The sequence below is a fragment of the Pseudomonas sp. TE21394 genome, assembly GCF_054057835.1.
In genome coordinates, this window is sequence record NZ_JBSRZR010000001.1 from 5090712 (window position 1) to 5117316 (window position 26605).

The window sequence follows — 26605 nt, forward strand, 5'->3', positions numbered from 1 at the left end:
TCCACTGCCAGGGCGACCCCCACCATGCAACCCCTTGAATGTGACGTATTGGTCATCGGCTCCGGCGCCTCTGGCCTGGCCTGCGCCGTTACCGCCGCCTACCACGGCCTGCAAGTGATTGTTGCGGAAAAAGCCAGCCAACTGGGCGGCACCAGCGCCTGGTCGGGCGGCTGGCTTTGGATACCGCGCAACCCGTTGGCGCTAGCCGAAGGCATCGTCGAGGCCGACGATGCCCCGGAGCGCTACCTGCGCGCGCAAACCCATGTCGGTGAGCTTGACTCCCGCCAGCGCGCCTTCCTGCGCCATGGCCCGCAGATGGTCGCGTTCTTTCAGCAGCACACCGCCGTGCAGTTTCAATCCGGCAGCCACATGCCCGACATGCGCGAGGGCGATGGCAGTGCACGCGGTGGCCGCTCGCTGTGCGCACTGCCCTATGACGGGGGTTTGCTCGGACCCTGGCTGCATAAGCTGCGACCACCTCTGGATATTGTCAGCCTGGCCGGCATGGGCATTGCCGGCGGTGCCGACATGGCTGCGTTCTTCAACGCCACGCGCTCGCCCACGGCGGCGTTGTATGTGGGCAAGCGCCTGTTGCGCCACGGGCGCGACCTGTTGCTGCACCGTCGCGGCCTGCAGTTGGTCAACGGCAACGCACTGGTCGCCCGCCTGCTACGCAGCGCCCTGGACCTTGGCGTGACGCTGCTGACCGACAAGCCGGCCAGCCACCTGCTGGGTGAAGGGCGAGTCAGCGGAGTACGGTTTACCGACGGCCAGGTGATCCACACCCGTCGTGGCGTGGTGCTGGCCTGCGGTGGCTTCCCGCATGACCGTGAACGCATCGCGCAACTGATGCCGCACGCGCCAGACGGCCGTAGGCACTACTCCGCCGCGCCCGTCGAAAACACCGGTGATGGCCTGCGCCTTGGTGAACAGGTCGGTGCGCTGGTGGATACGGCACTGGCCCACGCCGCTGCGTGGGCACCGGTGTCCGAGGTGCCGCGTGGCGATGGCCGCTTCAGCCATTTCCCGCACCTGATCGAACGCGGCAAACCCGGCTTCATTGCCGTACGCCGTGATGGCCGGCGTTTTGTCAACGAAGCCGATTGCTACCACGACTTCATGAACGCTCTGTTCGCCGCCACGCCGCAGGGCGAGGCGCCTGAAGCCTGGCTGATTTGCGATCACCGTGCGCAACGCCGCTACGGCCTCGGCTGGGCCAAGCCCTTTCCCTTTCCGACCCGCCTTTATCAACGTCACGGCTACTTGCACACTGGCGCCAGCCTGGTAGAACTGGCCCAGCGTTGCGGGATCGACGCCGCACAGTTGCAACACACGGTGGACGCCTTCAATCGGCATGCCGCCGTCGGCCACGACCCCGAATTCCAGCGCGGCGTATCAGCCTACAACCGTGCTCAGGGCGAACCGGCGCAAACGCCAAATCCGTCGCTGCGGCCATTGCTGCACGGCCCCTTCCACGCGGTGAAGCTGGTGCCGGGCAGCCTGGGCACCTTTGCCGGGCTTGGAACAGACGCCTCGGCCCGTGTGTTGGACCACGCGGCCCAGCCGATACCCGGGCTGTATGCGGTGGGTAATGACATGGGCAGCGTGATGGGCGGGTATTACCCGAGTGGCGGCATCACGCTGGGGCCGGGCATGACCTTTGGCTACCTGGCTGGTAGAGCATTGAGCGGCTTGCAGGCGCAAGACGAACGGGTCGGTTCCTGATCATAAAGCCTGCCCGTCCGCCCCTTCCGCCTGTGCGACGTTCATTGGCTGCTGTAATAGACCGCGTGGCAACCGGAAGCCTTTGAATGGTTGCTGGGTAATGGGATTGAAGGCTTTTTCCGCGTTCAGCCGATAGCGCATCACGCCATCACCGGTCCTGAAGCTGAGGTCCACGCTGGTGGCAGTGCGCCCATTGAGCGAGCCGCGGCTGAGCAAGCGGAACAGCGACCACGGGCCGTGGTAACCCAGGCTGCTGCTGTTGCCGTTTTGCCTGAGCAAGGTCAGGTTGCTGCGCACCTGCTGCCCCAGCGTATTGGGCCAGACGACACCGGTGATCTGACTCGGACCATGGGTGTAGGCAATCAACTGACCGTCCAGGTCCAGCAGGCTCGTACGCTGGTTGGCGCTCAGCCCCAACGGCTCGATGCTGAACTGCACGTTCAGGTTCCCGCGTTGATCGAAGAACGTCTCGCGGATGCGATTCGCCAGCGCCAACTGTTCGAGCACATCGCTGCGGATCAGGGACTGCTGCTGTCCGGCTCGCAGAGCTTCGAGGTTGTCATCGATAAACAGCTTCAGGTACTGGTCATGGAATTGCTGCAACCGCCCCTTTGGTCCGAAGAACGCTTCGAAATCCTCCAGGGAAGCATCAGGTGCCCTCACCACGAAGGGGTATCGCCCTGCCAATCGCTGCTGGAAGAAACGGTAGACGTCAGCATCCCAGCGGCGCTCCAACTCAAGCAATGCTTGAATGTTCAGCACCTGCGCAGTCTGCTCCGCGACCTTTCCGAGCTGATGGTTGAGTGGCTCCGGCAAGCCTGTCGCCAGCCGCTGCAAGGTGCCGATCGGGTCGGGCCCGGTCATCGAAAAGCGTTGACGCACAGCCTGCAGGGCCGCCTTGCCCCGGTCGGGACTGTCCTGCACCGCCTTGGCATAGGCGTGAACCGCCGTCAGCGCGGCAAGGGTTTGTTCATAGCCGCTCGGCTTGTCACCTGGCGCCTGCAACATGCCGCTGAGCCCGGCGAATGCGCGCTGGATGGCCATGGTCTGCTGCTGTTCAGCGGGGCGGCCGACTGGTTGCAGAACAGCTGTCTCGCCTGGCACCTCCAGGTCTGCCGAGGACCACAGCGTGGTGTTCTCCTTCACTGTATCCAGCAGCCGTTGCAGCGGTGCTGCAGGCCCGGTCATTTGCTCGAGAACTGCGACTGCATGCTCCAGATCACGGAAGTCCACCAGCGAAAACGCGGTCAGTGCCCGCCGCCAGCTATCAATGTAATCGCTGCTGTACAGGCTGCGCAGGCGAGCAGCAAGCGCGTCCCGGTCGGCATCGGAATAATCGAGTTGGCCGCGCTCGCCCAGCGCCCACTGGTCGATCATCGCCATTTCGACGAACCGCTGGCCGAGCGGTGCAACGTACGCCTGGAAACCTCTGGCGGTGAGCATTGGCGCAATCACGACGCCAGCATCACCGTGCATGGAACCGGAAGTCGGCCGATATACCACATCGAAGGCTGGCCCGACCTGGTAACGCAGGTCCAGGCCCTGGTGCAGCTGTTCCTGAGCGCGCTGCTTGAGGCCCGCATAGACCCGCTCCGGCAGGGGCAGTTTGCGCAGGGTCTGCTGCACCTCGGCAACACGTTGCTGGTACTGGAGCAAGTCGGCGTCGGCGTAAGCCAAGGCGTATTGCAGGTGGCGCATGAGGTCGCGCTGCAGTTGCCCCTGGCCCGGGAAGGCTTGCTGCCACCGCTGAGCCATCCAGTCCTCGACCCACTCGGGGCGGCGGTTCTGGCGATCCTCAAGCATTCGGTAAACCCTGAGCGCGGCCATCTGCTGCTCACTGCCAGGGGGCGCGGCGGTCATCACGTCGACGACACCACTGGCCAATGCCGGCAGGAAGCTTTTACCAAGCAAGCTCAGATAGGCCTCGTCGACCCGGGGACCGATGGCGCGCCCCTGATAGAGGCCCGCGTCGGCAACACCTGGCCATGCAGTGCGATAGTCGCCAAACAGCGATACTGCATCGCGGATCTGATCCAGCGGCTCCAGCAGGTTGCGCCCGGTCGGATCAAGATGCTGGTCCAGTTGCCAGTGGCTGTACTCCTTGCTCTTGGCGAGCACGCTGGCGGCCTTGGCAGCATTGCTATCGAAGTAATGTTGCCAGCTGGCGACAACGATACAGAACGCCAGCATGCCTACTGCGCAACCCACCCGCAACAACCGGCGCTTGCTGCGTGCCACCCTGGCGTTGTCGCCGGCGAGACCGACTTCCCGGTAGATGACGCGCCCGAAGGCCTGCTGGATAAAGTATGCCAACGCCTTGCCCTGCGCCTTGCCTTCACGCAAAGGCAGTTTTGTCTTGTAGGGCTGTGCCGCCTCACGGACGAACGCATTGAGCATATCGCCTTGCTGCACCACCGACGACCAGTAGAGCCCTCGTACCAGAGCGGGCGTGGTGAAGCGGTCGCTGCCCAGCGTTTCACGCAGAAACGACAGCAATATCGGCCGCAGCCCAACCAGTTGCGCATGCAAGGAGAACAGGCGCGCACGCGCCGGCGCCCTGCCAAGGCCGTCAAGCTGATCGAAGACCTGCTCGAACAGCAGCCTGATCAAACGTTCGTAATGGCTGCGATATTCGTCCAGCCAGGCATCGGGCGAACCGGCCGCATCCAGTTTGAACGTGAAACCCAGCAACTCCTCCCGCCTGGAGGCCGAGAGCCTGCCATAGAGCTGATCGAAGCCATCGAGCAAGTCGAACTTGGACAGCACCACGTACAACGGCAGGCGCGCGCCCAGCCGGCTACTGACCTCGTACAGGCGTGCGCGCAGCATATGGGCCAACGCCAGGCGTTGGCCGGAAGTACCATGCAACAACGCAGGCAGGTCAATGACCAGCACCAACCCATTCAGCGCCCTCTGACTGCGGTTGCTCAGCAGCCATCCCAGCAGGTGCTCCCACAGCCTGGCCGGGGCTTCAGGTGGCGGGGAAACTTCGGGCTGCTCAGGGCCAGGCACCGGTCCCGGCGCTGCAGCCTGGCTGATAAAGGCACCCGGAGGGTCGATGATCACTGCGTCGTTGCTGACCCACCAGCCTACCGGGTAAGCCAGCGCCTGGGCTTGCAGGCCATGGGCCTGGGCCCTGTCGATGCGGGTCAGGGAGAAACTCTGGTCGCTACGATCAATGAAGCTGCTCTTGCCAGCGTGTACGTCGCCCAAAACCAGATACCATGGCAGCCGATACAAGGCGCTTCGCCCGCCAGCATTGTCCAGATAGCTGGCCAGCCTCTGGTTCAACGCCCGCTCTTGTGCCTGAACCAGCGGCAGCGTGGGGTCCAGCGCGGCAGCCACGGCCTGCTTGCGGTCCGCTTGCAGGCGGCGGACACGTCTGCGCAACACGATGAGCCAGCCAAGTAACGGCACCACCACCAACAGCAGGCTCGCAACAATACGATGTGCGAGGTTGGCCAGCGGTTGTTGTCCATGCCACGTCCAATGCGGGCCAAGCCACCAGACGGCGACCAGCATCAGCACGGCGCCCAACCCAAGTAGCAGCGGCATCGCCAGACCGATACGGCTGGACAGGCGCAAGCCCCAGCGTTCTAGTTGTTTCCATGGTGGGTTCATATGGGCTCCGGATCTTTAATCTGAGCTGCCAATGCAGTGGATGTCGTGTAGTGCTGGAGCCGCTGGAATACCTCGGGCTCCCAGGCATCGGCAGTGGTTTGCTGCATCGTCCGCGCAACGCCGATGCACAGATCCCGGGCCAGCCAGGACACGCCGCGTGCCGCCAGCAAATCAGCGGCGATGAGCGTGGTATGCGAGCGCTCACGCGGCGAGTTCAGATCCGCCTGCATCCCCTGCAACCTCAGGAGCACGGGCTCTACACCCATGCCGTCAAGTTGGGCAATGAGTTCCTCTCGCAGGCTGCCGAACTCCTGGGAAGCAGCGCCTTGGGCTGACGCACCCTGGCAGCCGTTCAGCCATGCCAAGGCTTGATCGTCAAGGAACGGCGTGCCATCGCTGAAGCACAATTGCTGCAATGAAGGCAGGCGCTGGACAAAACGCGCGGTCGTACTGCGAATGGCCTCGCTGACCTCGTTCAGCGCCAGCTGAGACGCTACGCTTGCCGCCAGGAAGCTGCCTCGAAACCAGTAAGGGGCTGCCGTGAGACTCTTCTCGATCCGATGCAGTAGCGCGACGTCCACTGAAGTACCCGCTACGAGATTTTCGTAGCCTGCAATCACCTCTGGCGGTACCGCCATCAGGCCCGTGCAGTGCCGCTGTCTGACGGCTGGCGCCGCCTGGATATGCGACCACAGGCCAAAACGACGTAGCTGATAACCGGTCGGATCGTACGGATCCTGTTGATTGATGAGCTCAGCCATGGTCAAAACGGCGCGCCGCGTTTCCCGCTCGCTGCCAATGGAAACTCTGGGCGCTGGCATGGCAATCACGTCTGCCAGTGGCACGGGCTGCGGGCTTGCAGCAGTCAGGGTCGGCGCAACAGCCTCGCCAACACCGTTGGCCAGTTCCCTTTGCCGGTGTAACAAGCGTTCCAGTTCGCCCAACCCAGCCGCATCGAGTTGGGCGCCGACCTGCTGTTGTTTCAGGCGCGCCAGGGCAGCCTGCGCCGCCGCTGCATGGGCGGGGCTGTAGGTAAACCGGTCAAGGCGCGGTAGCGCGTCGATCAAGCGACTGAGTACAAGGCCGACCAGCTTCCGCTTGCCGAGATAACCCGTGGGACCTGGCTTCGGATAAGCGCTTTCCCAATAGCATTCGACCATGCCGGCCAGCAACGCCAGGGTGTCCCCCCAGCGTTCCCAGCAAGCGCTGCGCAGCCAGGCAGTGCTCAGGTGCGCAACGATCCGCATGTGCTTGCACTGCCGGCACAGGTACTGACAGGACGCCTCTTCGATGTAGGCCCAATCGATTGACGCCGCCTGCAGTCCGCCCAGCTTGACCATCTCCTGGTCTATCGCCTGGTAGGTTTCATCCTCGATATCGAACAACCCAGCCGGGACCGCTGGGTCGACCGGGGCAAGCAGCCGACTGATCTCGTCCGCGGGTGTCTGCACTACCACCGGCAAGCACCCCGCGCCTGTTCGATCAACGGCCCCAGGCCCTGGGCGTCGAACACCAACCCGTCGACCTCGCTGCGATCGCTCGCCACGACTATCCGATGAGCCCCGATCAACTGCCTGATCTGCTCGATCGCGGGCAAGCCACGCCCGCCATCGAGTACCTGGCCGTTTTCCATTACGCGCCACGGCGTGTTACGCGTGGCGCCACCCTCGCTGGTCAGCCTCACGGTAACCCAGCTCGCGTCGACAGGCCGCGTGGTAATCAGCTGCAGCCGCGATATTTTCTGTATGCAGCTGATGGCGAGGTAGGGGCCCTCGCTGGTTGAGGCTATGGCAGGCGCCGAGATCATCAGCCCCGCTGTTGCTGAGCCGGCTTCGCTGCCACTACCAATGCGAAACGTCAGGTCATCTGCCGCTCGCGAAGCCTCATTTGCCATTACCCGCATCACCGTCGGCGCTTCCTGCTCCTGCGCTGACCACGATCGGGATGACACATGTGCCGGTGTACCGGCAGCCCGGTCAAAACAAGCCAGGCGCTCGATGTCGGAGACGATCCGGGGGCACTCGCGATCAAGCCCAGCCAGCACCGGCTGCATACAAAACAGCAACGAAACGCCTGCGTAACATGCACGGCGGGATATCATTACAAGTTCACCCATGCCATGAACACATAAGCCCTGCACGGCCATGCAGAATGTTTTTCTGACAAGTGAATACCCACTTACGCCCTCCCGCGCATAACCACTCCAAACGAAACCGGTACGAGCCTAGTACATCGCACACTGTGCATACAAACAAATATTTATTTACATCTTAACCCTCGACCAAGGGGGGATTTTCCATGCATGGTTTTTATGACGGCAGGGCAAGTAAGCGAGCCAAAAGCGCTTTTTGCAGGAAACTTCCTACAAACAAAACACACAATTAAACACGCCTTCGGGAAACACCCTACAACATCACTAGAGAGCCATGTGCCGATGTCTAAAAACTCGGGATCCGTTGCACCCAAAGAACGTATCAACATCAAATACGTTTCAGCCACCCGTGACGAGCAGGCCGAAGTAGAGTTGCCACACAAGATGCTTGTCCTGGGCGACTTCGGCCTGGATGACAGCCGTGCGCTTGAAGACCGTTCGGTGATGCGCATTGACAAACACACGTTCAACAACGTGTTGCACGACGCCGATGTCAACCTGGCCATGTCCGCACCCTCCCTGCTCAGCACCGCAGCCGATACCGAGCTAGCAGTCAACCTGCAGTTCAGGTCCATCAAGGATTTCAGCCCGGACCGGATTGTCCGGCAGGTACCCGAGCTCAACAAACTGTTGCAGTTGCGTGAAGCACTGGTCGCCTTGAAGGGGCCGCTCGGCAACGTGCCAACTTTTCGCAAACACCTGCAACAGCTGTTGAGTAACGAGCAAGCGCGCAAACAACTCGCCGAAGAACTCGAGCAGGCGCTCGCGGCGCCACAAGAAGACTGAGACAACGGAGCGTCCGATGCCAAAAACAAGCGACACTACACAAGCCGTTGAAACAACGAGCGAAACGTTGAGCAACGCAACCCTGCTCGACCAGATCATGGCTGAGACCAAGTTGGTACCTACACAGGAGGGCTATCAGGTTGCCCGCCAGGGTGTTTCTGCCTTTATTGCTGAAATCCTGAAAAGTAGTGAACCGGACCAACTGGTGAATAAACACCGCGTTGATCAGATGATTGCCGAACTTGATCGGGTGCTCAGCAAGCAGATGGACGCCATTCTGCATCAGCCCGCGTTCCAGCAACTGGAGTCGTCCTGGCGCAGCCTCAAACTCTTGGTCGACCGCACGGACTTCCGCGAAAATATAAAGCTCGAAGTCTTGCATGTCAGCAAGCATGATCTGCTCGAGGATTTCGAGAATGCTGCCGACATCACCTGCAGCGGCCTGTATAAACACGTTTACACCGCAGGTTATGGCCAGTTTGGTGGCGAGCCCGTGGCTGCCATGGTCGGCAACTATAGCTTCGGGCCCTCTTCTCCCGACATCAAGCTGCTGAGCTACATGGCCTCGGTCGGCGCGATGTCACACGCGCCTTTCCTGGCGGCGCCGTCTCCAGAGTTCTTCAACCTCGGCAGTTTTGAAGATCTGCCCAACCTCAAGGAGATCAAGGACATTTTTGCCGGCCCGCGCCATGCCAAATGGCGTGCCTTCCGCGAAAGCGAAGACTCCCGCCACGTCGCGCTGACCGCCCCGCGCTTCATGCTGCGCTCTGCCTACCACCCCACGGAACAGCCGATTGAAAGTTTCAACTACGAAGAAGACATTGCCGGGCGCCACGACAACTACCTGTGGGGCAACTCCGCCTTCCTGCTGGCCAGCTGCATCAACGACAGTTTCGCCCGCTACCGCTGGTGCCCGAACATCATCGGCCCGCAGTCCGGCGGCGCTGTCGAGGACCTGCCGGTGCACCTGTACGAGGCCATGGGCCAGTTGCAGGCCAAGATTCCCACCGAAGTGCTGATTTCCGATCGAAAGGAATTCGAACTCGCCGAAGAGGGCTTCATCGCCCTGACCATGCGCAAAGACAGTGACAATGCCGCGTTCTTCTCGGCCAACTCGGCGCAAAAACCCAAGAACTTCCCAAAGACGCCCGAAGGGCTGCAAGCCCAGACCAACTACAAGCTCGGTACGCAGCTGCCCTACCTGTTCATCGTCAATCGACTGGCCCATTACATCAAGGTACTGCAGCGCGAGCAGATCGGCAGCTGGAAAGAGCGGCGCGATCTCGAGGCCGAACTCAACAAATGGATCAAACAGTACGTCGCCGACCAGGAGAACCCTTCAGCGGATGTACGCAGCCGCCGTCCACTGCGTGCTGCCCGGGTAGAAGTCTCGGACGTTGCCGGTGATCCAGGCTGGTACCAGGTCTCGCTCGCCGTGCGCCCTCACTTCAAGTACATGGGCGCGAACTTCGAGATTTCCCTGGTCGGGCGGCTCGATACCCAATGACCGGCTTTTTTGATCGTTTGACGGCTGGTCAATCCGCTATCAGCGGGCACTCCCGGCAGGAGAACGCCTTTCACAAGATCGCCGCCATCAAGCGCCACCTCGAAACACTGCTCAACGCCCGGCAAGGTTGCTCACAGAGTAGCCCTGAGCTGGGCCTGCGGGATTTCAATGGACACGATGCGAGCAGCGGCGACCTGCTGGAACAAGTGAGCCTTGATATCCGCCGCACCATCCGACGCTTTGAACCACGCATACAAGTCTGTGCGCTTAAAGCCGTGCCCGATTGTCACACCCCGCTGGAATTGCATTTCCGGCTGGACTGCCAGGTACAGGTCAATGACCAGGCAGAGCAGTTGCAACTGGAACTGCTGGTCAACGGGCACAACCGCTTCACCCGAGTGAGATGAACCATGTCACTGAAGGACAGATTCAGCGAAGAACTGCGATACCTGCACGAATTGGGAAACGACTTCGTCAAGGACAACCCGCAACTGGCCCGGTTGCTTGGCAACGGGGCAAGCGACCCGGATGTCGAGCGCCTGATGGAAGCGTTCGCATTTCTTACAGCCAGGCTGAGGCTGAAGCTGGAAGACGACCTGCCGGAATTGACCCACCCCATGCTGCAGTTGCTGTGGCCAAACTACCTTCGACCCCTGCCCAGCGTGACGATTATCCAGTTCACGCCACGCATGCAGGCGCTCAGCCAGGCACAACAGATTGCCAAAGGCTCGAGGTTGTTCTCAAAGCCGGTGGACGGTGTCGCCTGCGAGTTTCGCACCTGCACTCCGGTGAATATTCATCCGTTCGAAATCGACGCGGTTGGCGCAACCCAGACCCTCGACAGCGCAGTGGTCCGCCTCCACCTGAAAACGCTGGTCGAACGGCCATTGAATACTTTGAGCTGTAGCAGCCTCGACTTTCACCTCAGCGGCGACCAGCGTACCGCCCGCACGTTGTACCTGTGGCTGTCGCAGTACCTCGAGCATGTCTGCGTAACCGTCAATGGCCAGGTCCGCCGGTTGCCTGCCAGCAGCCTTGCCTTCCCCGGTTTCAGCGCTGATGAAGCCCTGCTGCCCTACCCGAAAAATGTCTTTGATGGTTACCGGATCCTGCAGGAATACTTCATGTTCCCGCAGCGCTTCCATTTTTTTACCATCACCGGGTTGGACAGACTTTGGCCCGCGGAGCAGAGCAAGCAGGTCGACATCGAATTCCACTTCTGCCGCCTGCTACCTGATGTGCTGCGTATCGGCAAATCAGATTTCAAGCTGTTCTGCACTCCGGCGATCAACCTGTTCGAACACAGCGCCGAGCCCATCGACCTGTCCAGCACCAAAGCCCAGTTCGAGCTCAAGCCCAAAGGCACGGAGCAGTTCGCTCACGAGATCTTCAGCGTCGATGCGGTCATCAGCACCCGCACCACCGCAGACGGGAGCGTTGGCGAACACCTCAGAACCTTCAGGCCATTCGAGTCGTTTGCCCACGAAATCGAACACGTCCAAGGCCGCACGGCGTTGTACTACCGCTACACCCTCGAAGAATCCTTGCACGGCCATGGCGTCACTCACCGCATCGCCTTTGTACGCGCGGATGCCAACGCCTATATCGGCGAGCTGGAAACCGCGTCCATCGACCTGACCTGCACCAATCGCGACCTGCCGCTGGCTTTGGGCATCGATGACATCAACGTGCTCACCGAGGCTACGCCTCCCCTCGCCACCTACACCAATATCTGCGCGCCGTCCCGCCCCTATCGCCCGGTGCTGGACGGCCAGTTGCAGTGGGCGTTGATTTCCAACATGTCACTCAACTACCTGTCACTGCTATCGGTCGACCCACTGAAAGCAGTGATACGCGCGTACGACTTCGCCGCGCTGCACGACATCCAGCACGCTCGCACCACACGCAAGCACCTCGACGGCATACGCGAGATCCATACAGAGCCCCTGGACTGGCTGATAAAGGGGCAGCCCATTCGCGGGCTGCGTACCCGCCTGAAGCTGGACCAGGCGGCCTTCCTCTGCGAAGGCGACCTCTACCTGTTCAGTTGCGCACTGGCCCACTTCTTCGCGCTGTACGCCAGCATCAACTCCTTCCACCAACTGGAAGTGATCAACATCACCAACAACGAGCACTACACATGGCCACTGCAGACCGGCAAACAACCACTGATCTAGCCGACAGACTGCTCGCCGACGCGCACCAGTACAACTTCTTCCAGTTGCTGGAGCGCTTGTATGGACTGCACGGCGATGACCTTGAACCACGCTGGCCAAGCGAGGCCGCCCGGTTGCGGGTGCGGCTTGCCAGCGACCCGCGGCTGACCTTCCCCGTTTCGGACGTATACAAAGCCGAACGTATGCCTGGCCAGGACCAGCGCTATCGCGTGTGCACCACTTTCATGGGCTTGCACGGCACCGATTCGCCGTTGCCGACCTATTACCTGGAACAGGTGGCGTACGAACATGCACAGGGTATCGGTATACGCCCGGCATTCTTCGATTTCTTCAACCACTACCTGCTCAGCCTGCTGCATCGCGTCTGGCGTAAATACCGCTACTACATCCGCTTCCAGCCGGGAGCCACCGATGGGTTCTCACAGTACATCTTTGCGCTGCTCGGCCTGAACGACAGGCAGTTGCGGGGAAACACCGCGCTGCCGTGGAGCCGGCTGCTCAGCTTCGCTGGTGTCATTGCCAGCCGCAGCCGTGCGCCAGGAACCGTCGCCGGCATCATTGCCCACTGTTTCGACCTGGAGCAGGTCCACATTCGCGAGTTCGAAACGCGCTCGGTATCCACCACGCTGAAGCAACTGGTCTGCCTTGGTCGGCGCAATGGCGAACTGGGGCGCACATTCATGCTTGGCAGCCGCACGCGTACCCGCAGCAGCAAGTTCACCATCGTGATCGGCGAACTTGACCAGACGCAACTGCATGATCTGCTTCCAGGCGGCGTCAACTTCGACCGCTTGCGCGCGCTGATCGATCTATTGCTGCGCGATGGCTTGGCCTATGACCTGGAGCTGCGCCTGAAGCGCAATGCGCTATCGCCATTTTGCCTGCATCGCAGCCAAGGGGCCTACCTGGGCTGGACCAGCTTTGTCGATGACCGCCACGGTCGGGTCAGCCCTGTTGTCCGCTTTCGGGGGCGTGCATGAGCAGCTTGACCTTGAGCGTCATCAATCTCGATCAATTGCAGCACAGCGTAACGGCGCGGCACCGGTTCGACCGCAACGGCGGCACCATCGGCAGCGAAGCGGCTACCTGGCTGATCACTGACCGCGAACAGACGGTGGCGCCCATCCACTGCGAAATCCGCTGGATCGAGGGCAGCTTCTGTGTAATTGACCACTGTAACCGCACCTACCTGAACGACAGCAGCGTCAGCCTTGGCGAGCGCCCTGCGCGACGGCTCGTCGAGGGCGATCAGCTTCGTATCGGCAGCTATCGGCTGCTGGTTCAGTGCGAACACGCCGACGCACGCCTGGAAGCGCTGTTCACCCCTGACCACAGGGTACTGGACCAGTTGCTCGCCGAGACTTCGGCCCAGGCCTGGCAGCCCAGCCCTGCAGCGCCCCAGGCGGTCACCGAAATCTGCTCGGTCTTCAACTGCGACACCGGGAAAGACCCTCTGGCGGCACTGGATGCAGTTGCAGTGACCAGGCCATCGTCGGACAACCCGCTGCAGCGCCTGATTGCAGGAGAAGGCGCATGACCCGACATCTGTTCACCGCCGCCCTTTGCACCGCGCTGATCGCGCTTGCTGGCTGTACCGCCCTGAGCAGGATGAGCCAGGTGCTCTTGGACCCTTCGTTGCCCATCGGGCCGCCGAAGGATCACCCGACCGCGATTGCATTCAGCATCAATGCCAGCCCGACACTCAATAGCAACCCGAACAGCCTTGTCCCCACCGTCGAGGCTGAGACAGCCCTGGATCCCAGCCCCTACGCCGTGAGCCTGAGCGCAAGTGACCCTTACGTTCTGGCTGAAAAAGTCGGGACCCTCTTCGAATACCTTCAGGAACAATTCCCTGCAACCCCGGCCGCGGTGATGGCCGAGGAGGACGACACCGCTCCGGTTCGCTCACCGCTGGAGGAAAGTACACCCGGCAACTACGACGACTCGACTGTAGTGCTGACCGTGCCGCATACCACGACCGTGGCCAGCGAGGCCGTGGCGACCCCCATCGCCATCAAGATCCTGCAACTGCGTGACGATTCGCTGCTACGCAACAGTATCTATGAATTGCTGGAGCAGGACCCTGCCAAAGCCCTGCGCAGCACCTACATCCGGGATGACGACTATCTGCTGCGGCCCGGCCAGTTCAAGTTCATCCCCTTTGCCCCGATTGAGCCTGACACCCGCTTCGTCGCCGTCGTCGGTGACTACCGAAACCAGGAAAACGCCACCTGGCAGCAAGTGCTCCGGATTCCGCCTCGCGGGCACCAGATCATTCTGTCGGTGTTGGTAAACGACACGCAGATCCTGCTCAAGGAAGAGGATTGATGAGGCCGGCAACCCTTCCCGTTTTGCTTACCCGCGCTGACATGGAGTGCCCATGAGTACACGTAATCCTGTTCTTTGGCCTGAAGGACTGTTCGTCAAGCCGCAGCATTTTCAACAGGCAGCACGCGCCAGCGAAGCAGCCTTGCAGCAACGCCTGGGTAGCCTCAATGCTGCGTTTTATGGCTTCAGCGAACTACAGCTGAACGACGAGTACCTGACCCTTGGCAAAATCGCCATTACCCGGGCCCGGGGCATCATGCCAGATGGCACGGTGTTCGATATTCCCGCCGATCTGCCGCCGCCGCCACCGCTGGAAATCGAAGATGATGGCGCGAGAGACAGCGAGGTGTATCTATGCCTGCCCTTGCGCACCAATGGCGGCCGTGAAGTGAGTTGGCCCGACCACGCTGCCAACCTGCGCTACATCGCCCAGGTCCATGAAATCAAGGATACCCACAGTGCTGACGGTGACCTGGTAGCCGTCGACCTGGCCGTCCCCAACCTGCAGCTCAAACGCCAGACCGAGGACAGCAGCGCCTATACCCGCCTGGCCCTGGCACGTATCCTGGAGCGTCGTCCCGACGGTAGCCTGCAGCTGGACGAAGCGTTCTACCCCACCTGTGTGTCGGTACGGGCGATACCGGCGCTGCAACGCTTCCTGGAAGAAATCACCAATACCTTGCGGGAACGTGGGCGCAACCTTGCCGCACGCCTCGGCGGAGGGCGCCAGTCGGGCATCGCCGACATCCGCGACTTCAACCTGCTGCAAGCCATGAACCGCTGGTGGCCCTGCTTCCAGCACCTGGCCAGGCAGGCCCAGACACACCCCGAGCAGCTCTATCTGTGCATGAGCCAGGCCTGCGGTGAATTGGTGACTTTCACCGACCCCGGTCGGTTGCCGCACGAATACCCTGCCTATCACCACACCGCGCTGCGCACCTCGTTCCAGCCACTGCAGGACGCGCTACGCCGGGCGCTGAGTACGGTGCTGCAACCACGTGCCGTGTCGTTGCCACTGGAAACACTGGACTACGGCGTGATGAAGGCCACGCTGGATGACCGCCGGTTGATCGATGAGGCCGACTTCGTCGTCGCGGTGGGCGCCCATCTGCAACCGCAGGTGTTACGCCAGATGTTCGTGCAGAAAGCCAAGATCACTTCGCTGGAATCGCTGGAGGAGCTGGTGCCGTTGCAGCTCCCAGGCATCCCGTTGACCCCCTTGCCAGTGGCGCCTCGCGACCTGCCCTTCCATGCAGGCTTCAGTTACTTCGAACTGGACCGACGTGATCCAGCCTGGGCCTGCATGAAGACGGCAAACGGCTTCGGCATCCATATCGCGGGGGACTTCCCCGGGCTTGAATTGCAGTTCTGGGCGATCAGGAGTGAATGAGATGAAAGGCAACAACACTACCTCCACCGACGCCACTGGTGTTGAAAGCACACCGCTGCAGGCGGTACTCGGCAAGCCGTCGCCCCCGGAGCCACCTGCTTCGGCCAAGCCGGAAGCCTCGGCGCAGACGCCACCGCCGGAACAGGCTGACGAAGGTTACCCGGCAGATCCGGAATTTCAACTGCGTGGCGGCTACGACAACCTCATGCTGGATGCTGCGGCACCGCTGTTCGGCCTGGTCATACGCCTGCGCACACTGGACGAGTTGCCCAATATCCAGAAAGTGCACCAGCAAGTGCGCAACCAGATCGAGAATATCCAGGAGGAGATCCGCCAGCATGGCTACGAGCCCGCCCAGGCGCTCGCCTATTCCTATGCCCTGTGCCTGTACATCGATGAAGCGGTCATGGAAAGGCCGTGGGGCAAGAACAGTTGCTGGAGCCAGGAGCCCCTGCTGAGCATCTTCCACGACGAAACCTGGGGTGGGGAAAAATTCTTCACGGTGTTGTCCCGTCTGATGCAGGAACCCGCACGTTATCAGGACGTACTGGAATTCATGTATTTCGCGTTATGCCTGGGGCTGAAAGGCAAGTACGCCATCGCGCCAAAAGGTGAAGAAACGCTGAACGCGCTGATCCATCAACTGCATGGGATGCTCCGTGAACTACGGGGCCCTGCACCCGAAACGGTATGCGACCCCTACACCCATGTCGCGCCGCGAAACTTCCGCATGAGCCGGCAATGGCCGTGGTGGAGTCCCCTGGTGATTTCCCTGCTTGCCATGGCTGTGGCCTACGGGATCTACAGCTATCGCCTGCACTTGATTACCACCGAAGTACTGGAATCCCTCAACGGCATTTTGCAGCAGTAATCCAGCTGCAACGCATCATCGAGTTCCACTGATCAGCGAGGCACCCGCCTCGATGACAAGCCCATCGCTTCCGATGGCTGTGCCCTTGCAGAAACAGGGCATGTAACCCGTGAAAATCTGGAGTACATAATGGCCTCACCCGCATATTTGAAAGTCACCGGCAAAGTGCAAGGCGATATCAGCGAAGGCGCAAGCACTGCGGCGTCGATCGGCAATATCTATCAGGCCGAGTTTGAAAGTGAAATCATGTTGCAGAAGGTCGAACATGAAATCAACACACCGATCGACCCACAGAACGGCCAACCCTCTGGCAAGCGTGTGCATGGCCCCTACAAGGTGACCTTCACCACGAACAAATCCAAGCCGCTGTTACTGGAAGCCATCTGCAAGGCGGAGTTACTGCCGGAAGTAACAATCAAGCAATTTCGCGCCACCAGCGAAGACCCCAACGAGCACTATTACACAACGACACTTACCGACGCGACAATCATCAAGATGCGGACCGAGCAGCCCCATGCACAAGAAATGACCTCCACGCCGCGACATCAAGAGGTGGAACTTTGGTTTTCCTATCGAAAGATAACGGAATGCCACGAAATCTGCGGCACCGAAGGGTCTGACGACTGGCAACAATCCTGACACCCGAACACGCGTCCAGGGCATTGATCCGGACGGCTTCGCCGCCCGGACACCTGGGTACTACCAGACGGTGAACAGGGACTGCTCATGCCTAGCCAATCCGACCTGTATTACAGTTTCCAACCGCTTGTTTACCGACCCGCGTTGGAGGTTGTGTCCTTTACACTCAAGGAAAGTATCAGCCAGAACTTCAAGCTGGAACTGGAACTCATCAGCTACGAACACGACCTCGACTTCGGGCAATTACTCGACAAGCCGGCATTGTTCACCATCAGCCGTGGGAACTGCCCCTTGCGGCATGTGCATGGTCTGATCAGCGCGTTCAGCCAAGCCGATAGTGGCCCGCATCGCACCCGCTACAGCGCCGTCGTCGAACCGCAACTGGCTCGCGCTGGCCTTCGCTCGAACTGGCGGATCTTCCAGCACAAAAGCGTTCCGCACATTCTCGAAATGATGCTCAAACGCCAAGGCATTACTGAATACCATATTGCCAAAGGTTTCGATTATCCAAAGCGGGAGTTCTGCGTCCAGGCCGGAGAAACCGACCTCGATTTCTTTTCCCGCCTGGCGGCCGAGGAAGGCTTCGTCTACCGCTTCGAACATACCGAAAACAATCACAAACTCATCCTGACCGACCGAGTACTCGCATTCGGGAATATCCCGTCCGCTACAACCTCCGCCAAGCATGACGAAGAAGCCGTAGACGATGATGACAAGCCTGGCGAGCTGTGCAGTGTGCTGTATCGATCTGCTGGCGGCGGCGCGCAGGCAACCCCCTGTTTACGGCGCTTGCGCTATAGCGAGCGAGTGCGTACTGCCCGCCAGGTGCAGCGCGACTATACCTTCACCAAACCGGCCTATCGCCTGGAGCAAAGCGCTTCGGGGCCTTTTCTGGAGCACCAGTCCAGCGTTTATGAGCGCTTCGATTATCCAGGCCGTTACAAGTCTGATGCCGTCGGCAAGCCATTTACCGAAAACCGCATCACCGCATTGCGTCACGATGTACGTATTGCCGAAGTCGAAGGCGACGACCCGCGCTTGCAACCTGGCCTGAGCTTCACACTTGCAGGCCACCCGCGAGACGACCTCAATGTGCATTGGCGAGTGAATGAGGTCAGCCACACCGGCAGCCAATTCACCAGCCTGCTGGAAGAAGCCGCCGGCGCCGACCAGAGCACCCGCTACCAGCAAAGCGCAACGCTCGTCCCCGGCAGAACCGAGTGGCGCCCTGCACCGCTGGCCAGGCCTCGCGTCGATGGCCCCCACGTGGCCACCGTGGTCGGCCCGCCCGGCGAAGAGATCCATTGCGATGAGTGGGGCCGGGTCAAGGTCAGCTTTCCCTGGGACCGCGAAAGCCGGCACAACGCGTTCAGCTCCTGTTGGGTTCGGGTATCGCAAGGCTGGGCTGGTGGCAGCTGGGGTTCGATGGCCATCCCCCGGGTCGGCCAGGAGGTGATCATCCAGTTCGTCAATGGCGACCCCGACCAGCCGGTGATTACCGGACGTACCTACTGCGCAGATCAGCTGCCGCCTTACGACCTTCCCCGGCACAAGACACGCATGACGATCAAGAGCCAGACCCACAAGGGCGATGGTTTCAACGAGCTGCGCTTCGAAGATGAACTGGGGCAGGAGGAAGTCTTCATCCACGCACAGAAAGACCAGAACATTGTGGTCAGGCACGATGAGTCCACGCAGATCGGCAACGACCGCAAGGAACAGGTCAATAACGACGAGTCCATTCTGATTGGCCGTGACCGCGCTGAAACGGTTGGCAATGATGAACGCGTCAACATTGGACATGACGCCACACTCGTCATCGGACGAAACCAGACAATCAACATCGCCAAGGACCGGGTTGAAACCATCGGCAACCACCGCCATGACCAGATCGCTGCCAACCACCACACCCGCGTTGGCGGCAATCTTGAGCTACAGGTTGAAGGGCATGTTGAACTGGAGGCCCGCGGCGAAATCCGCAGGCGTACCCGGCGCTATGAGCTGCATACAGCAGACGCGGTGGTCATCCAGGGCCCTGGCGGCTCCATCCGGATCGACGAGGCAGGCATCACCCTGGACAGTCCGACACTACGCATCAACGGCCAGGTGCTCCAATCGGCAGATGGAGCAGGCAAGCTGTTCTCCATCAGTGGCGCTCCAGACCATGGCAAGCCGTTGGATCGCCAGTGCGGGCGCCGCCCCGATGGTTCCTGCCCGTTGCCCGACTGCCCTTGTCGCAGAGGGCCAGGTCGATGAAAAACACGTCCTCGAAAACCTTGCCAAGCATGCAGGTCGGGAAAAGCGCGCGCTTTCTGCTGCTGATGACCAACGTGCTCGAGTATTGGGCCTACCGGCCAATATCGCAGATTCTGCCCAATGGCGAGCTGGTGCCGGCCTATGCCCCTTCGGTACTTGAGCTGGTCAGTGATGTGCGCCGAAACACCCGGCAAGCGTGGCTGTGGAAGCGCAGCACCCTGGACGAGCGCCACGACTTCGGGCCATTGCTGGTAAACGTGGCAGACGCGCCCGAACTGCTTGCCCATGCAATCGCTACCTGGATGCCCATTGGCGGTGCCATCGCGCTGGATGCCGATATTGGCCTTGGCGGGTTGGCAGACCATTTCACCAGCCTGGTGCAGGTCTCGCTTCCTGATCAGGGGCTGGCCACGTTCCAGTTCAGACCGGATCACCTTGCAGCCTGGCTGGAGGCACTGGATGACGACCATCGGGCTGCCTGGCTTGGGCCTGTGACTTCACTGGCCTGGCGAGTCAACTGGGGACCAGCCCACGCGTGGAAGACGCTCGAGCGCAACCCGAGCAGTGCACGTGCCATCTCGCAATCTCCACTCTCCCTGAGCAAGGTCGAACTGGAACGGCTGCAGGCAGGCATGCACGAGCACTTCGTGCTCAGCCTGGCTCACGAGGTAGTAGCCATGCCGCAGCATGCCAGCCACACATTGGCGGACATCAGGCTATGGATTGAAAAACTGCTGCCGCAATTGAAAGCGCTCCATTTTCGCGACGAGGAGGTGGCTGGGCAGTTCATCAGGCTAATCGCCAGGAACATGTGGCTCATGGCCGATGAACAGGCCGTGACGATCTACACCAACCTGAAGGAGTCCCCGCAGAGCCGGCTCCACGAATTGCGCGCATTGATCGAAAGCGAGGAGCCCGCCCCATGAACGACGCCTCCGTAAGCAGCGCCACCTCCGGCCCTGCCTGCAGCGCACGCATTCCCGTCCTGCCGGTGCGCTATGCCATCGTCCCGCGCAGCGGCGACGCTCCTGCCTGCCGCTATGCCGATGCCGGCTTCAACCTCGAGCAGGATTTCCCCCCGCTGCAGCATTCCGCCTACACCCTGCGCGCCCTGCGCCCGGGCTATGTCTACGTGTTCATGCAAGGCCCCCGGGGCCAGAAGCTGGTCATCCACGAGTACCTCGGCGCAGGCCTCTACAAGGAACTGCGCTATCGCGGCCTGGAAAGTTACCACCTGCGCGATCGCTACCTGTCCAGCCGCACCCTGGGCTGGGTCTGGGCCGACACCTGCCCCGATACCGCCAGCGAAGTGTGGATCGGCTACAGCCCGCACCTGTGGACCAACGCCATGACCGCGCGCATCAGCGCTTCGCCAGCCCTGCGCAAACGGCACATGCGCCAGCTGGACATGGCCGAACTCGTCAGCGCCAGCCAGGCCCCGTCAAGCCAGCCCCATGTCTTGCCAGTCAGTGCCTTGCCCACCTGGGTCGAAGATTACAAACCCGCCGCGCAGCGCATGTCCCTGACCTGGAGCAGTGATCCGCTCAGCGAAACCTTGCCCATCGGCAACCTCGCTGCCATCGGCCGGCACTACCCCTACCCCCAGCCCAAGGTACCGGTGGTGGTGGCGCTAGCCGACGCCGAAGGCATGGCCCTGGACCTCAGCCTGTCGGTGTCCGCCTACCAGCACCAACTGCGCGACCTGATGCCTGCCGAGCAGCTGCAACACCTGCAACCCGCCGAGGGCCCCGAGCACGAACGGGTACCGGCCTGCTACCGGCTGGATGCCGAACAGCTGAGCCCGCAGAGCCGCGACTTCCACCACCGCAACCTGGTCGCCATGCTGCTGAACAAGACACTGGAAAGCCTGTACCCGGCGGATGCACCCTCCCCGGAGCTGGCCGCATTCCGGCTTGGCAAGGAACGCCGCGGGCCCGCCCTGTCGCCCTCGGCATCGCATTTCCAGGCCCTCACCCACGAAGACTATTCCCCCAATGGCGCACGCCTGGCACAGCGCCTCGATAGCGCCAGCTACCTGCGGTTCCTCGCCGAACGCGATGAGCTGGAACAGCGCATCGGCGCCCTGCGCAACCAGGCCTTGCAAGCCAGCCACGACCATGACGCCTGGCTGGCAACCGCCGAATCCCGGCATATCGACAATCCCTACAGCCTGGCCGCCGCCCTGGCCTGCTACGACCGCGACGAACTCGCCTCCGCCCGCGGGTTGGAAATCTCCCTGGCGCTGCTGATCCAGCCGATGGGCCAGCCGGCCCCCGGTACCGAAGACCAAGACCGGCGCCTCAAGCGCCTGGAGCAGTGGCTGGACCAGCACGACAGCCCGCTCTACACCGCCCTCGCCCCGTTCAACCCGTTCAAGGACAAGGCCGACGCGATCGGCAGCCTGCTCGGCGCCAGCGACAACGTGATCGAAGGCTTGGCCGGGCGATTTCCGGCCATGGCCGACATCACCGACCTGACTGCCCAGTCGGTCAATACCGTGGTGCTCAAGCGCCTGCGTGGGCAGACACGCTGGGATGCCAGCCGTGGCCTGCGCCAGCAAGTGCTGCTGGCGGCAGGTGAAGCCAATGCCGAGAAGGCACTCGGGTTGTTGGCGGCACGCTACCGGATTACCGACCAGGCGATCAGGGAAAATCCATTCAGCCAGGAGGTGCAGAAGTACCTGAAAAGCGGCATGGCGCAGGTGGAGGAAATGAAGCGCCTGCGTATCTCGGGAAGCCGGACGGTCTCAATCGAACTGACCACTGCCGTACGAGTGAAACCCAACTTCCTCGGGTTGCTGACTTCAAGCGTTGGCGGTGGTTTGAACGCCGGGATGCTGTGGTTCAATGTGTTGTCGCTCAAGACGGCCTACAGCAGCCTGCAGAAAAGTGATGCGCCGGAATACACCACGGGCTTCGCTTCATCGATTTTCGGTGTTATCGGTGCGGCGGCGTCGACGTTGGTCAGCGTGCGCGCAACGCAGAAAGCCGTGATGCTGAGGTTGGGTTCGACTGCGCCGGGGATGGCGTTTGGCAATGGGATTATCAGGTTTCTGAGCAGTAATCTTTTTGCGCGTTTAGCAGGATATCCCGCAATTATATTTGGCATTGTTTCTGACACCCTCAAATCGCAACGTCAAGCTGATAACGGTAATCCAACTGCATCCAGGTATACACTGGCCGCAGGGATAACCATGGCCGCCGGATCTACTGTCGTCCTTGAAGCCGGACTTGCAATTGCTGGCGTGACTTCGGTAGTACCGTTCGCCGGTTGGGCTGCAGCTTCACTTGTACTTGTGGGAGTCGCAATTATTGCAGGGGGACTCTATCTTCACGGCAAGGCACATGAACACCTTCACAGCCCTATTGAGCTTTGGGCAGCACGCAGCATCTTTGGCAATCGCATTAACGATGGCGAAGTCCGCCATGAAATCACCTTGGACCATGAAATAAAATTGCCTGCATTCCCATCGCTGCACGCAGAAATCAAAGCTTGGCACAATGAGCACTATGGACCAAAGCTACTATCGGCCGAGCAAGCAGCTTCGCTGGGTGTAATCAATGTCGACACCCGCTGGCATCAAAATCATCACTGGCCCCCACGCAACTGGACAGCTATTACCCCCAATGAAGTGAACACAACTCCTCCAACCGTCGAGTTTACAGTGCTTTTACCGGGTTTCGTAATCGGCGCAAGCGAATGGTCCGGGAGTTTGAGCAGCTTACGTGATGATCAAGGCCTAGACGTCTATCCAATCGTCCCAGACGGCTACATCGTAAGCGCAGGGCTAGTTCTTCATTTCAAAAGCACTCCAGCCAGTCAAAACCATGTCTCATTACATATTTCTTATAATGCCCACCAAGGGCTGGAGGAAAGCAATGAGATCTCTTCAACTTTTCGTCTTGAGCGCTGACAATGGCAACCCTCTGGTTATTTAACACAACATCCGAATCAGGTCACAAGCCAGCTATTGGTGGACAGGTATTACACTTATCCAATAACACTTTGTGCCTGCGAAACCCCTGGGTTACGGACTCGGTTTTCATGGGAAAACTATACTGCGCATCAATTTTAATCCTAATGATTGTCACTTACCCGTACTTTTTCTCTGACGATGCCTGGAACCCTTATACATTCGACCCCATCCTGATGTTCGGATTCGCAGCCACCCCTTTCGTATTCCTTCCGTTTCTCGCCTACCGGATATATTTCATAAAGAATCTATCTAGCCTCTGCCTTAACCGCTCAACGAAGAAAATCTACTACCAACGATTGACGAAATTATTAGTTTTTGAATGGTCTAACACCGGAGGCGGCATTTTCAAACGCACCGAGTTTGGCGGTTCCTCCTTCAGCACCTGCTATGCCCTCGCCTTCGCCCCTCGCCGGGAAGACGGTAGCCTCCACCAGAAGGACTGTCTCTGGGTCGACAGCAACGAACCCACCGAAGCCAGCGTCAAGCATGTCGCCGAAGTATGGGAATATCTCCGTCACTTCATGGACCACGGCCCTGACAAACTTCCCCCACCTGGCGAACCCAATTGGTGGCACCGGCCGCTTCACGCCATCTGCTTGACCCCGGCCGAAGCCTGGCGCCACTATGCCCCCTGGCGAACCGGCGAACCGGGCGAAATGCAGGGCAAGAAGAACTGGCAACTACCATTCTGGGCCGTGCTGTTTCCCTACAACCTGACAGTCGCCATCTGCTGGTACGGTGTCTGTCGGCTGTTCAACGTCCGCGCAGCCCCGCCACCTCCGGAAGCCTTTCAAAAAAACACCGCCCAAGCCGGTAAAAAGAAAGGCGGATAACCCGTGGTTAGCCATCGTCATATTTGCCCGGCCCATGGCGAAGGCGCGCCAACGGACAACGCGCCAATCGAACAATTGGGCCGCTTTGCGGCCCAATGCCACCGCCCCGCCTGAATAGTGCAGTCACCATAACTCTTTACATTTAACCGACTTTACAGTGGGAATATTCTTACACAGGCAAAACAGAATTAAACATCGCACCCAATACGCTACGCCATCTGCCAATCCTAAATATTTCACAAATTATTTATTTGCTTGCATTACAGTTCGGCAGCCACTAACACTAACCCCATCAATCGATGGAGCCAAGACATGTCCCGACTTGCCGAATTCCGCGCACTCGAGCACCTGCTCGCCGCCAAGAAGTCCGAGTTGTCCTTCGTAGGGATCGACCCGCACCTCAAACGAGAATTCGAGTTCGAAAGCAAACTCCACGACCTGCTCGCCGAATACCAGTTCGGCCTATCGGAGATATTGGCGATCAGCAAGATTGAGGACGAAGATCGTAACCATTCATGCTCGCCCCCACCACCATTACGCCGCTTCAGGGCGCGCCAAAGCAGGTACTACAGAAACCCGTACACCGCTGAGGTAATAGAAGCGAAAAGCACATCGAACAAAACGCTGCAACTATGGATTCAACAATACGGCCGCGACGAGGTACACCGCTGGACAACTGTATGGTACTGACGCCCTGGACCAACATATACTCGGCCAGCAAAACAACTGCCCATGCAGCCCCACGGTGCCGAGTAGCGAACGCCACCCCGTCTACCCCGGCTGATCCGCCCCGCCATCTGGCCCACAGGCCACCGCAACCGTTCGATAACCGAACACTAGCCTCTCGCTTGAATTGACGCTGCCGCCTTCACTGCCCACCATGCACCGGCCTTGCATGTCCCCTGCCTGGGACTGGCGACCCCGTAGCATCGCAGCTGAATACAATTTCAAGAACGAGCAGTTTATGAACCACTCCAGGACCACCTCCGCCGCCCCTCGGACGCCCCAGGGTTCGATCGGCGACAAGCTTCGCGGCGCCTTCGCCGTCGGCAAGACCCGTTGGGGCATGCTTGCCCTGGTATTCTTCGCTACCACCCTGAACTACATCGACCGTGCCGCGCTGGGCATCATGCAGCCTGTCCTGGCCAAGGAGATGAGCTGGACGGCGATGGACTACGCCAACATCAACTTCTGGTTCCAGGTCGGCTACGCCATCGGTTTCCTGCTGCAAGGCAGGTTGATCGACAAGGTCGGGGTAAAACGCGCGTTCTTCTTCGCCGTGCTGCTGTGGAGCCTGGCCACCGGCGCCCATGGCCTGGCCACGTCAGCCGCCGGTTTCATGGTCTGCCGCTTCATCCTCGGCCTGACCGAAGCGGCCAACTACCCGGCCTGTGTGAAGACCGTGCGGCTGTGGTTCCCGGCCGGGGAACGCGCCATCGCCACCGGCCTGTTCAATGCCGGTACCAACGTCGGCGCCATGGTCACCCCCGCCCTGCTGCCGCTGATCCTGGCGGTGTGGGGCTGGCAGGCCGCGTTCATCGCCATGGGTAGCCTGGGCCTGGTTTGGGTGGTGTTGTGGGTGCTGAAGTACTACAACCCGGAAGACCATCCCCGCGTGCGCCAGAGCGAGGTGGAATACATCCAGCAAGGCGATACTGCCGAGCCGAGCCGCGTGCCGTTCAGCCGCATCCTGCGCCTGCGTGGCACCTGGGCCTTCGCCGTGGCCTACGCGATTACCGCGCCGGTGTTCTGGTTCTACCTGTACTGGTTGCCCCCATTTCTCAACCAGCAATACAGCCTGGGTATCAACGTGACCCAGATGGGGATCCCGCTGATCATCATCTGGCTGACGGCGGATTTCGGCAGCATCGGCGGCGGCATCCTGTCGTCCTGGCTGATCGGGCGTGGCATGCGCGCCACCACGGCGCGGCTGGTGTCGATGCTGATCTTCGCCTGCACCATGCTCAGCGTCACCTTCGCCGCCAATGCCAGTGGGCTGTGGGTTGCGGTGGCCGCCATCTCGCTGGCAGTCGGCGCGCACCAGGCATGGACCGCCAATATCTGGAGCCTGGTGATGGATTACACGCCCAGGCACCTGGTAAGTACGGTGTTCGGCTTTGGCAGCATGTGTGCGGCGATTGGCGGCATGTTCATGACCCAGATCGTCGGCAGCGTACTGACCGCAACACACAACAACTATGCGGTGTTGTTCACCCTGATCCCGGCCATGTACTTCCTGGCGTTGGTGTGGATGTACTTCATGGCACCGCGCAAGGTCGAGCACGCCTAGGCGCGCTGCCACTTACCTCTACGGGGCCCCTTGCGGGCCCTTTTTTTGCTCAGG

The 26605-nt window shown here is 60.6% G+C and carries 20 protein-coding genes; 17 read left to right on the forward strand and 3 right to left on the reverse strand.

The genetic code is table 11. The features are described 5' to 3' along the window. Nucleotides 1-24 precede the first annotated feature (24 nt). The gene (locus ACVWZT_RS23300; protein WP_296231145.1) at nt 25-1725 is read left to right on the forward strand and encodes an FAD-dependent oxidoreductase; all 1701 of its coding nucleotides are present in this window, start codon (nt 25-27) and stop codon (nt 1723-1725) included. Here the strand turns inward: ACVWZT_RS23300 and tssM are convergent, their stop codons facing one another. From tssM to vasI, 3 genes are read right to left on the reverse strand one after another with little or no spacing between them, the layout of a single operon-like run. Further along, nucleotides 1726-5346, reverse strand: coding sequence for a type VI secretion system membrane subunit TssM (gene tssM, locus ACVWZT_RS23305; RefSeq protein ID WP_457471664.1), 3621 nt, complete (start codon nt 5344-5346; stop codon nt 1726-1728). Then, nucleotides 5343-6809, reverse strand: coding sequence for a type VI secretion system protein TssA (gene tssA, locus ACVWZT_RS23310; protein ID WP_457471666.1), 1467 nt, complete (start codon nt 6807-6809; stop codon nt 5343-5345). Before tssA ends, tssM begins: the two co-directional genes overlap by 4 nt. Next, entirely contained in the window at nt 6797-7492 is a 696-nt protein-coding gene (vasI, locus tag ACVWZT_RS23315; RefSeq protein ID WP_457471668.1) for a type VI secretion system-associated protein VasI, read from the reverse strand. Before vasI ends, tssA begins: the two co-directional genes overlap by 13 nt. Nucleotides 7493-7780: 288 nt before the next feature. Here vasI and tssB point away from each other — a divergent pair, with 288 nt between their 5' ends. From tssB to ACVWZT_RS23395, 16 genes are all read left to right on the forward strand, one after another. After that, complete coding sequence (gene tssB, locus ACVWZT_RS23320; protein WP_457472138.1) at nt 7781-8284, forward strand: type VI secretion system contractile sheath small subunit; 504 nt, start codon at nt 7781-7783, stop codon at nt 8282-8284. Between the two features lie 16 nt (nt 8285-8300). Continuing rightward, on the forward strand, nt 8301-9791 hold the full coding sequence (tssC, locus tag ACVWZT_RS23325; RefSeq protein ID WP_457471670.1) for a type VI secretion system contractile sheath large subunit: 1491 nt from the start codon (nt 8301-8303) through the stop codon (nt 9789-9791). Next, complete coding sequence (tssE, locus tag ACVWZT_RS23330) at nt 9788-10198, forward strand: type VI secretion system baseplate subunit TssE (RefSeq protein ID WP_457471671.1); 411 nt, start codon at nt 9788-9790, stop codon at nt 10196-10198. The genes tssC and tssE overlap by 4 nt, the downstream gene beginning before the upstream one ends. 3 nt (nt 10199-10201) lie before the next feature. Then, nucleotides 10202-11968, forward strand: coding sequence for a type VI secretion system baseplate subunit TssF (gene tssF, locus ACVWZT_RS23335; protein ID WP_457471673.1), 1767 nt, complete (start codon nt 10202-10204; stop codon nt 11966-11968). Further along, nucleotides 11932-12948, forward strand: coding sequence for a type VI secretion system baseplate subunit TssG (gene tssG, locus ACVWZT_RS23340; RefSeq protein ID WP_457471674.1), 1017 nt, complete (start codon nt 11932-11934; stop codon nt 12946-12948). The genes tssF and tssG overlap by 37 nt, the downstream gene beginning before the upstream one ends. Next, nucleotides 12945-13505 carry an FHA domain-containing protein gene (locus ACVWZT_RS23345; protein WP_457471676.1) on the forward strand — a complete coding sequence of 187 codons (561 nt, stop codon included), beginning with the start codon at nt 12945-12947 and terminating at the stop codon, nt 13503-13505. The genes tssG and ACVWZT_RS23345 overlap by 4 nt, the downstream gene beginning before the upstream one ends. Further along, complete coding sequence (gene tssJ, locus ACVWZT_RS23350) at nt 13502-14296, forward strand: type VI secretion system lipoprotein TssJ (RefSeq protein ID WP_457471678.1); 795 nt, start codon at nt 13502-13504, stop codon at nt 14294-14296. The genes ACVWZT_RS23345 and tssJ overlap by 4 nt, the downstream gene beginning before the upstream one ends. A 52-nt stretch (nt 14297-14348) precedes the next feature. Then, entirely contained in the window at nt 14349-15686 is a 1338-nt protein-coding gene (tssK, locus tag ACVWZT_RS23355; protein WP_457471680.1) for a type VI secretion system baseplate subunit TssK, read from the forward strand. 1 nt (nt 15687) lies between these two features. Beyond that, nucleotides 15688-16557 (forward strand): type IVB secretion system protein IcmH/DotU, encoded by an 870-nt coding sequence (icmH, locus tag ACVWZT_RS23360; protein ID WP_457471682.1) that lies wholly within the window; start codon nt 15688-15690, stop codon nt 16555-16557. A gap of 129 nt (nt 16558-16686) precedes the next feature. Then, nucleotides 16687-17196 (forward strand): Hcp family type VI secretion system effector, encoded by a 510-nt coding sequence (locus tag ACVWZT_RS23365; protein WP_457471684.1) that lies wholly within the window; start codon nt 16687-16689, stop codon nt 17194-17196. Nucleotides 17197-17283: 87 nt separating this feature from the next. Next, nucleotides 17284-19452, forward strand: coding sequence for a type VI secretion system Vgr family protein (locus ACVWZT_RS23370; RefSeq protein WP_457471685.1), 2169 nt, complete (start codon nt 17284-17286; stop codon nt 19450-19452). Continuing rightward, the gene (locus ACVWZT_RS23375; protein ID WP_457471686.1) at nt 19449-20378 is read left to right on the forward strand and encodes a DUF4123 domain-containing protein; all 930 of its coding nucleotides are present in this window, start codon (nt 19449-19451) and stop codon (nt 20376-20378) included. The genes ACVWZT_RS23370 and ACVWZT_RS23375 overlap by 4 nt, the downstream gene beginning before the upstream one ends. After that, complete coding sequence (locus tag ACVWZT_RS23380; RefSeq protein ID WP_457471688.1) at nt 20375-23365, forward strand: T6SS effector BTH_I2691 family protein; 2991 nt, start codon at nt 20375-20377, stop codon at nt 23363-23365. Before ACVWZT_RS23375 ends, ACVWZT_RS23380 begins: the two co-directional genes overlap by 4 nt. Before the next feature lie 2 nt (nt 23366-23367). Next, nucleotides 23368-24261: a DUF6708 domain-containing protein gene (locus ACVWZT_RS23385; RefSeq protein ID WP_457471690.1), complete on the forward strand. Its 894-nt coding sequence runs from the start codon at nt 23368-23370 to the stop codon at nt 24259-24261. A gap of 312 nt (nt 24262-24573) precedes the next feature. Next, on the forward strand, nt 24574-24951 hold the full coding sequence (locus ACVWZT_RS23390; RefSeq protein WP_296231160.1) for a histone-like nucleoid-structuring protein, MvaT/MvaU family: 378 nt from the start codon (nt 24574-24576) through the stop codon (nt 24949-24951). Nucleotides 24952-25225: 274 nt separating this feature from the next. After that, on the forward strand, nt 25226-26551 hold the full coding sequence (locus ACVWZT_RS23395) for an MFS transporter (RefSeq protein ID WP_457471692.1): 1326 nt from the start codon (nt 25226-25228) through the stop codon (nt 26549-26551). Nucleotides 26552-26605 lie beyond the last annotated feature (54 nt).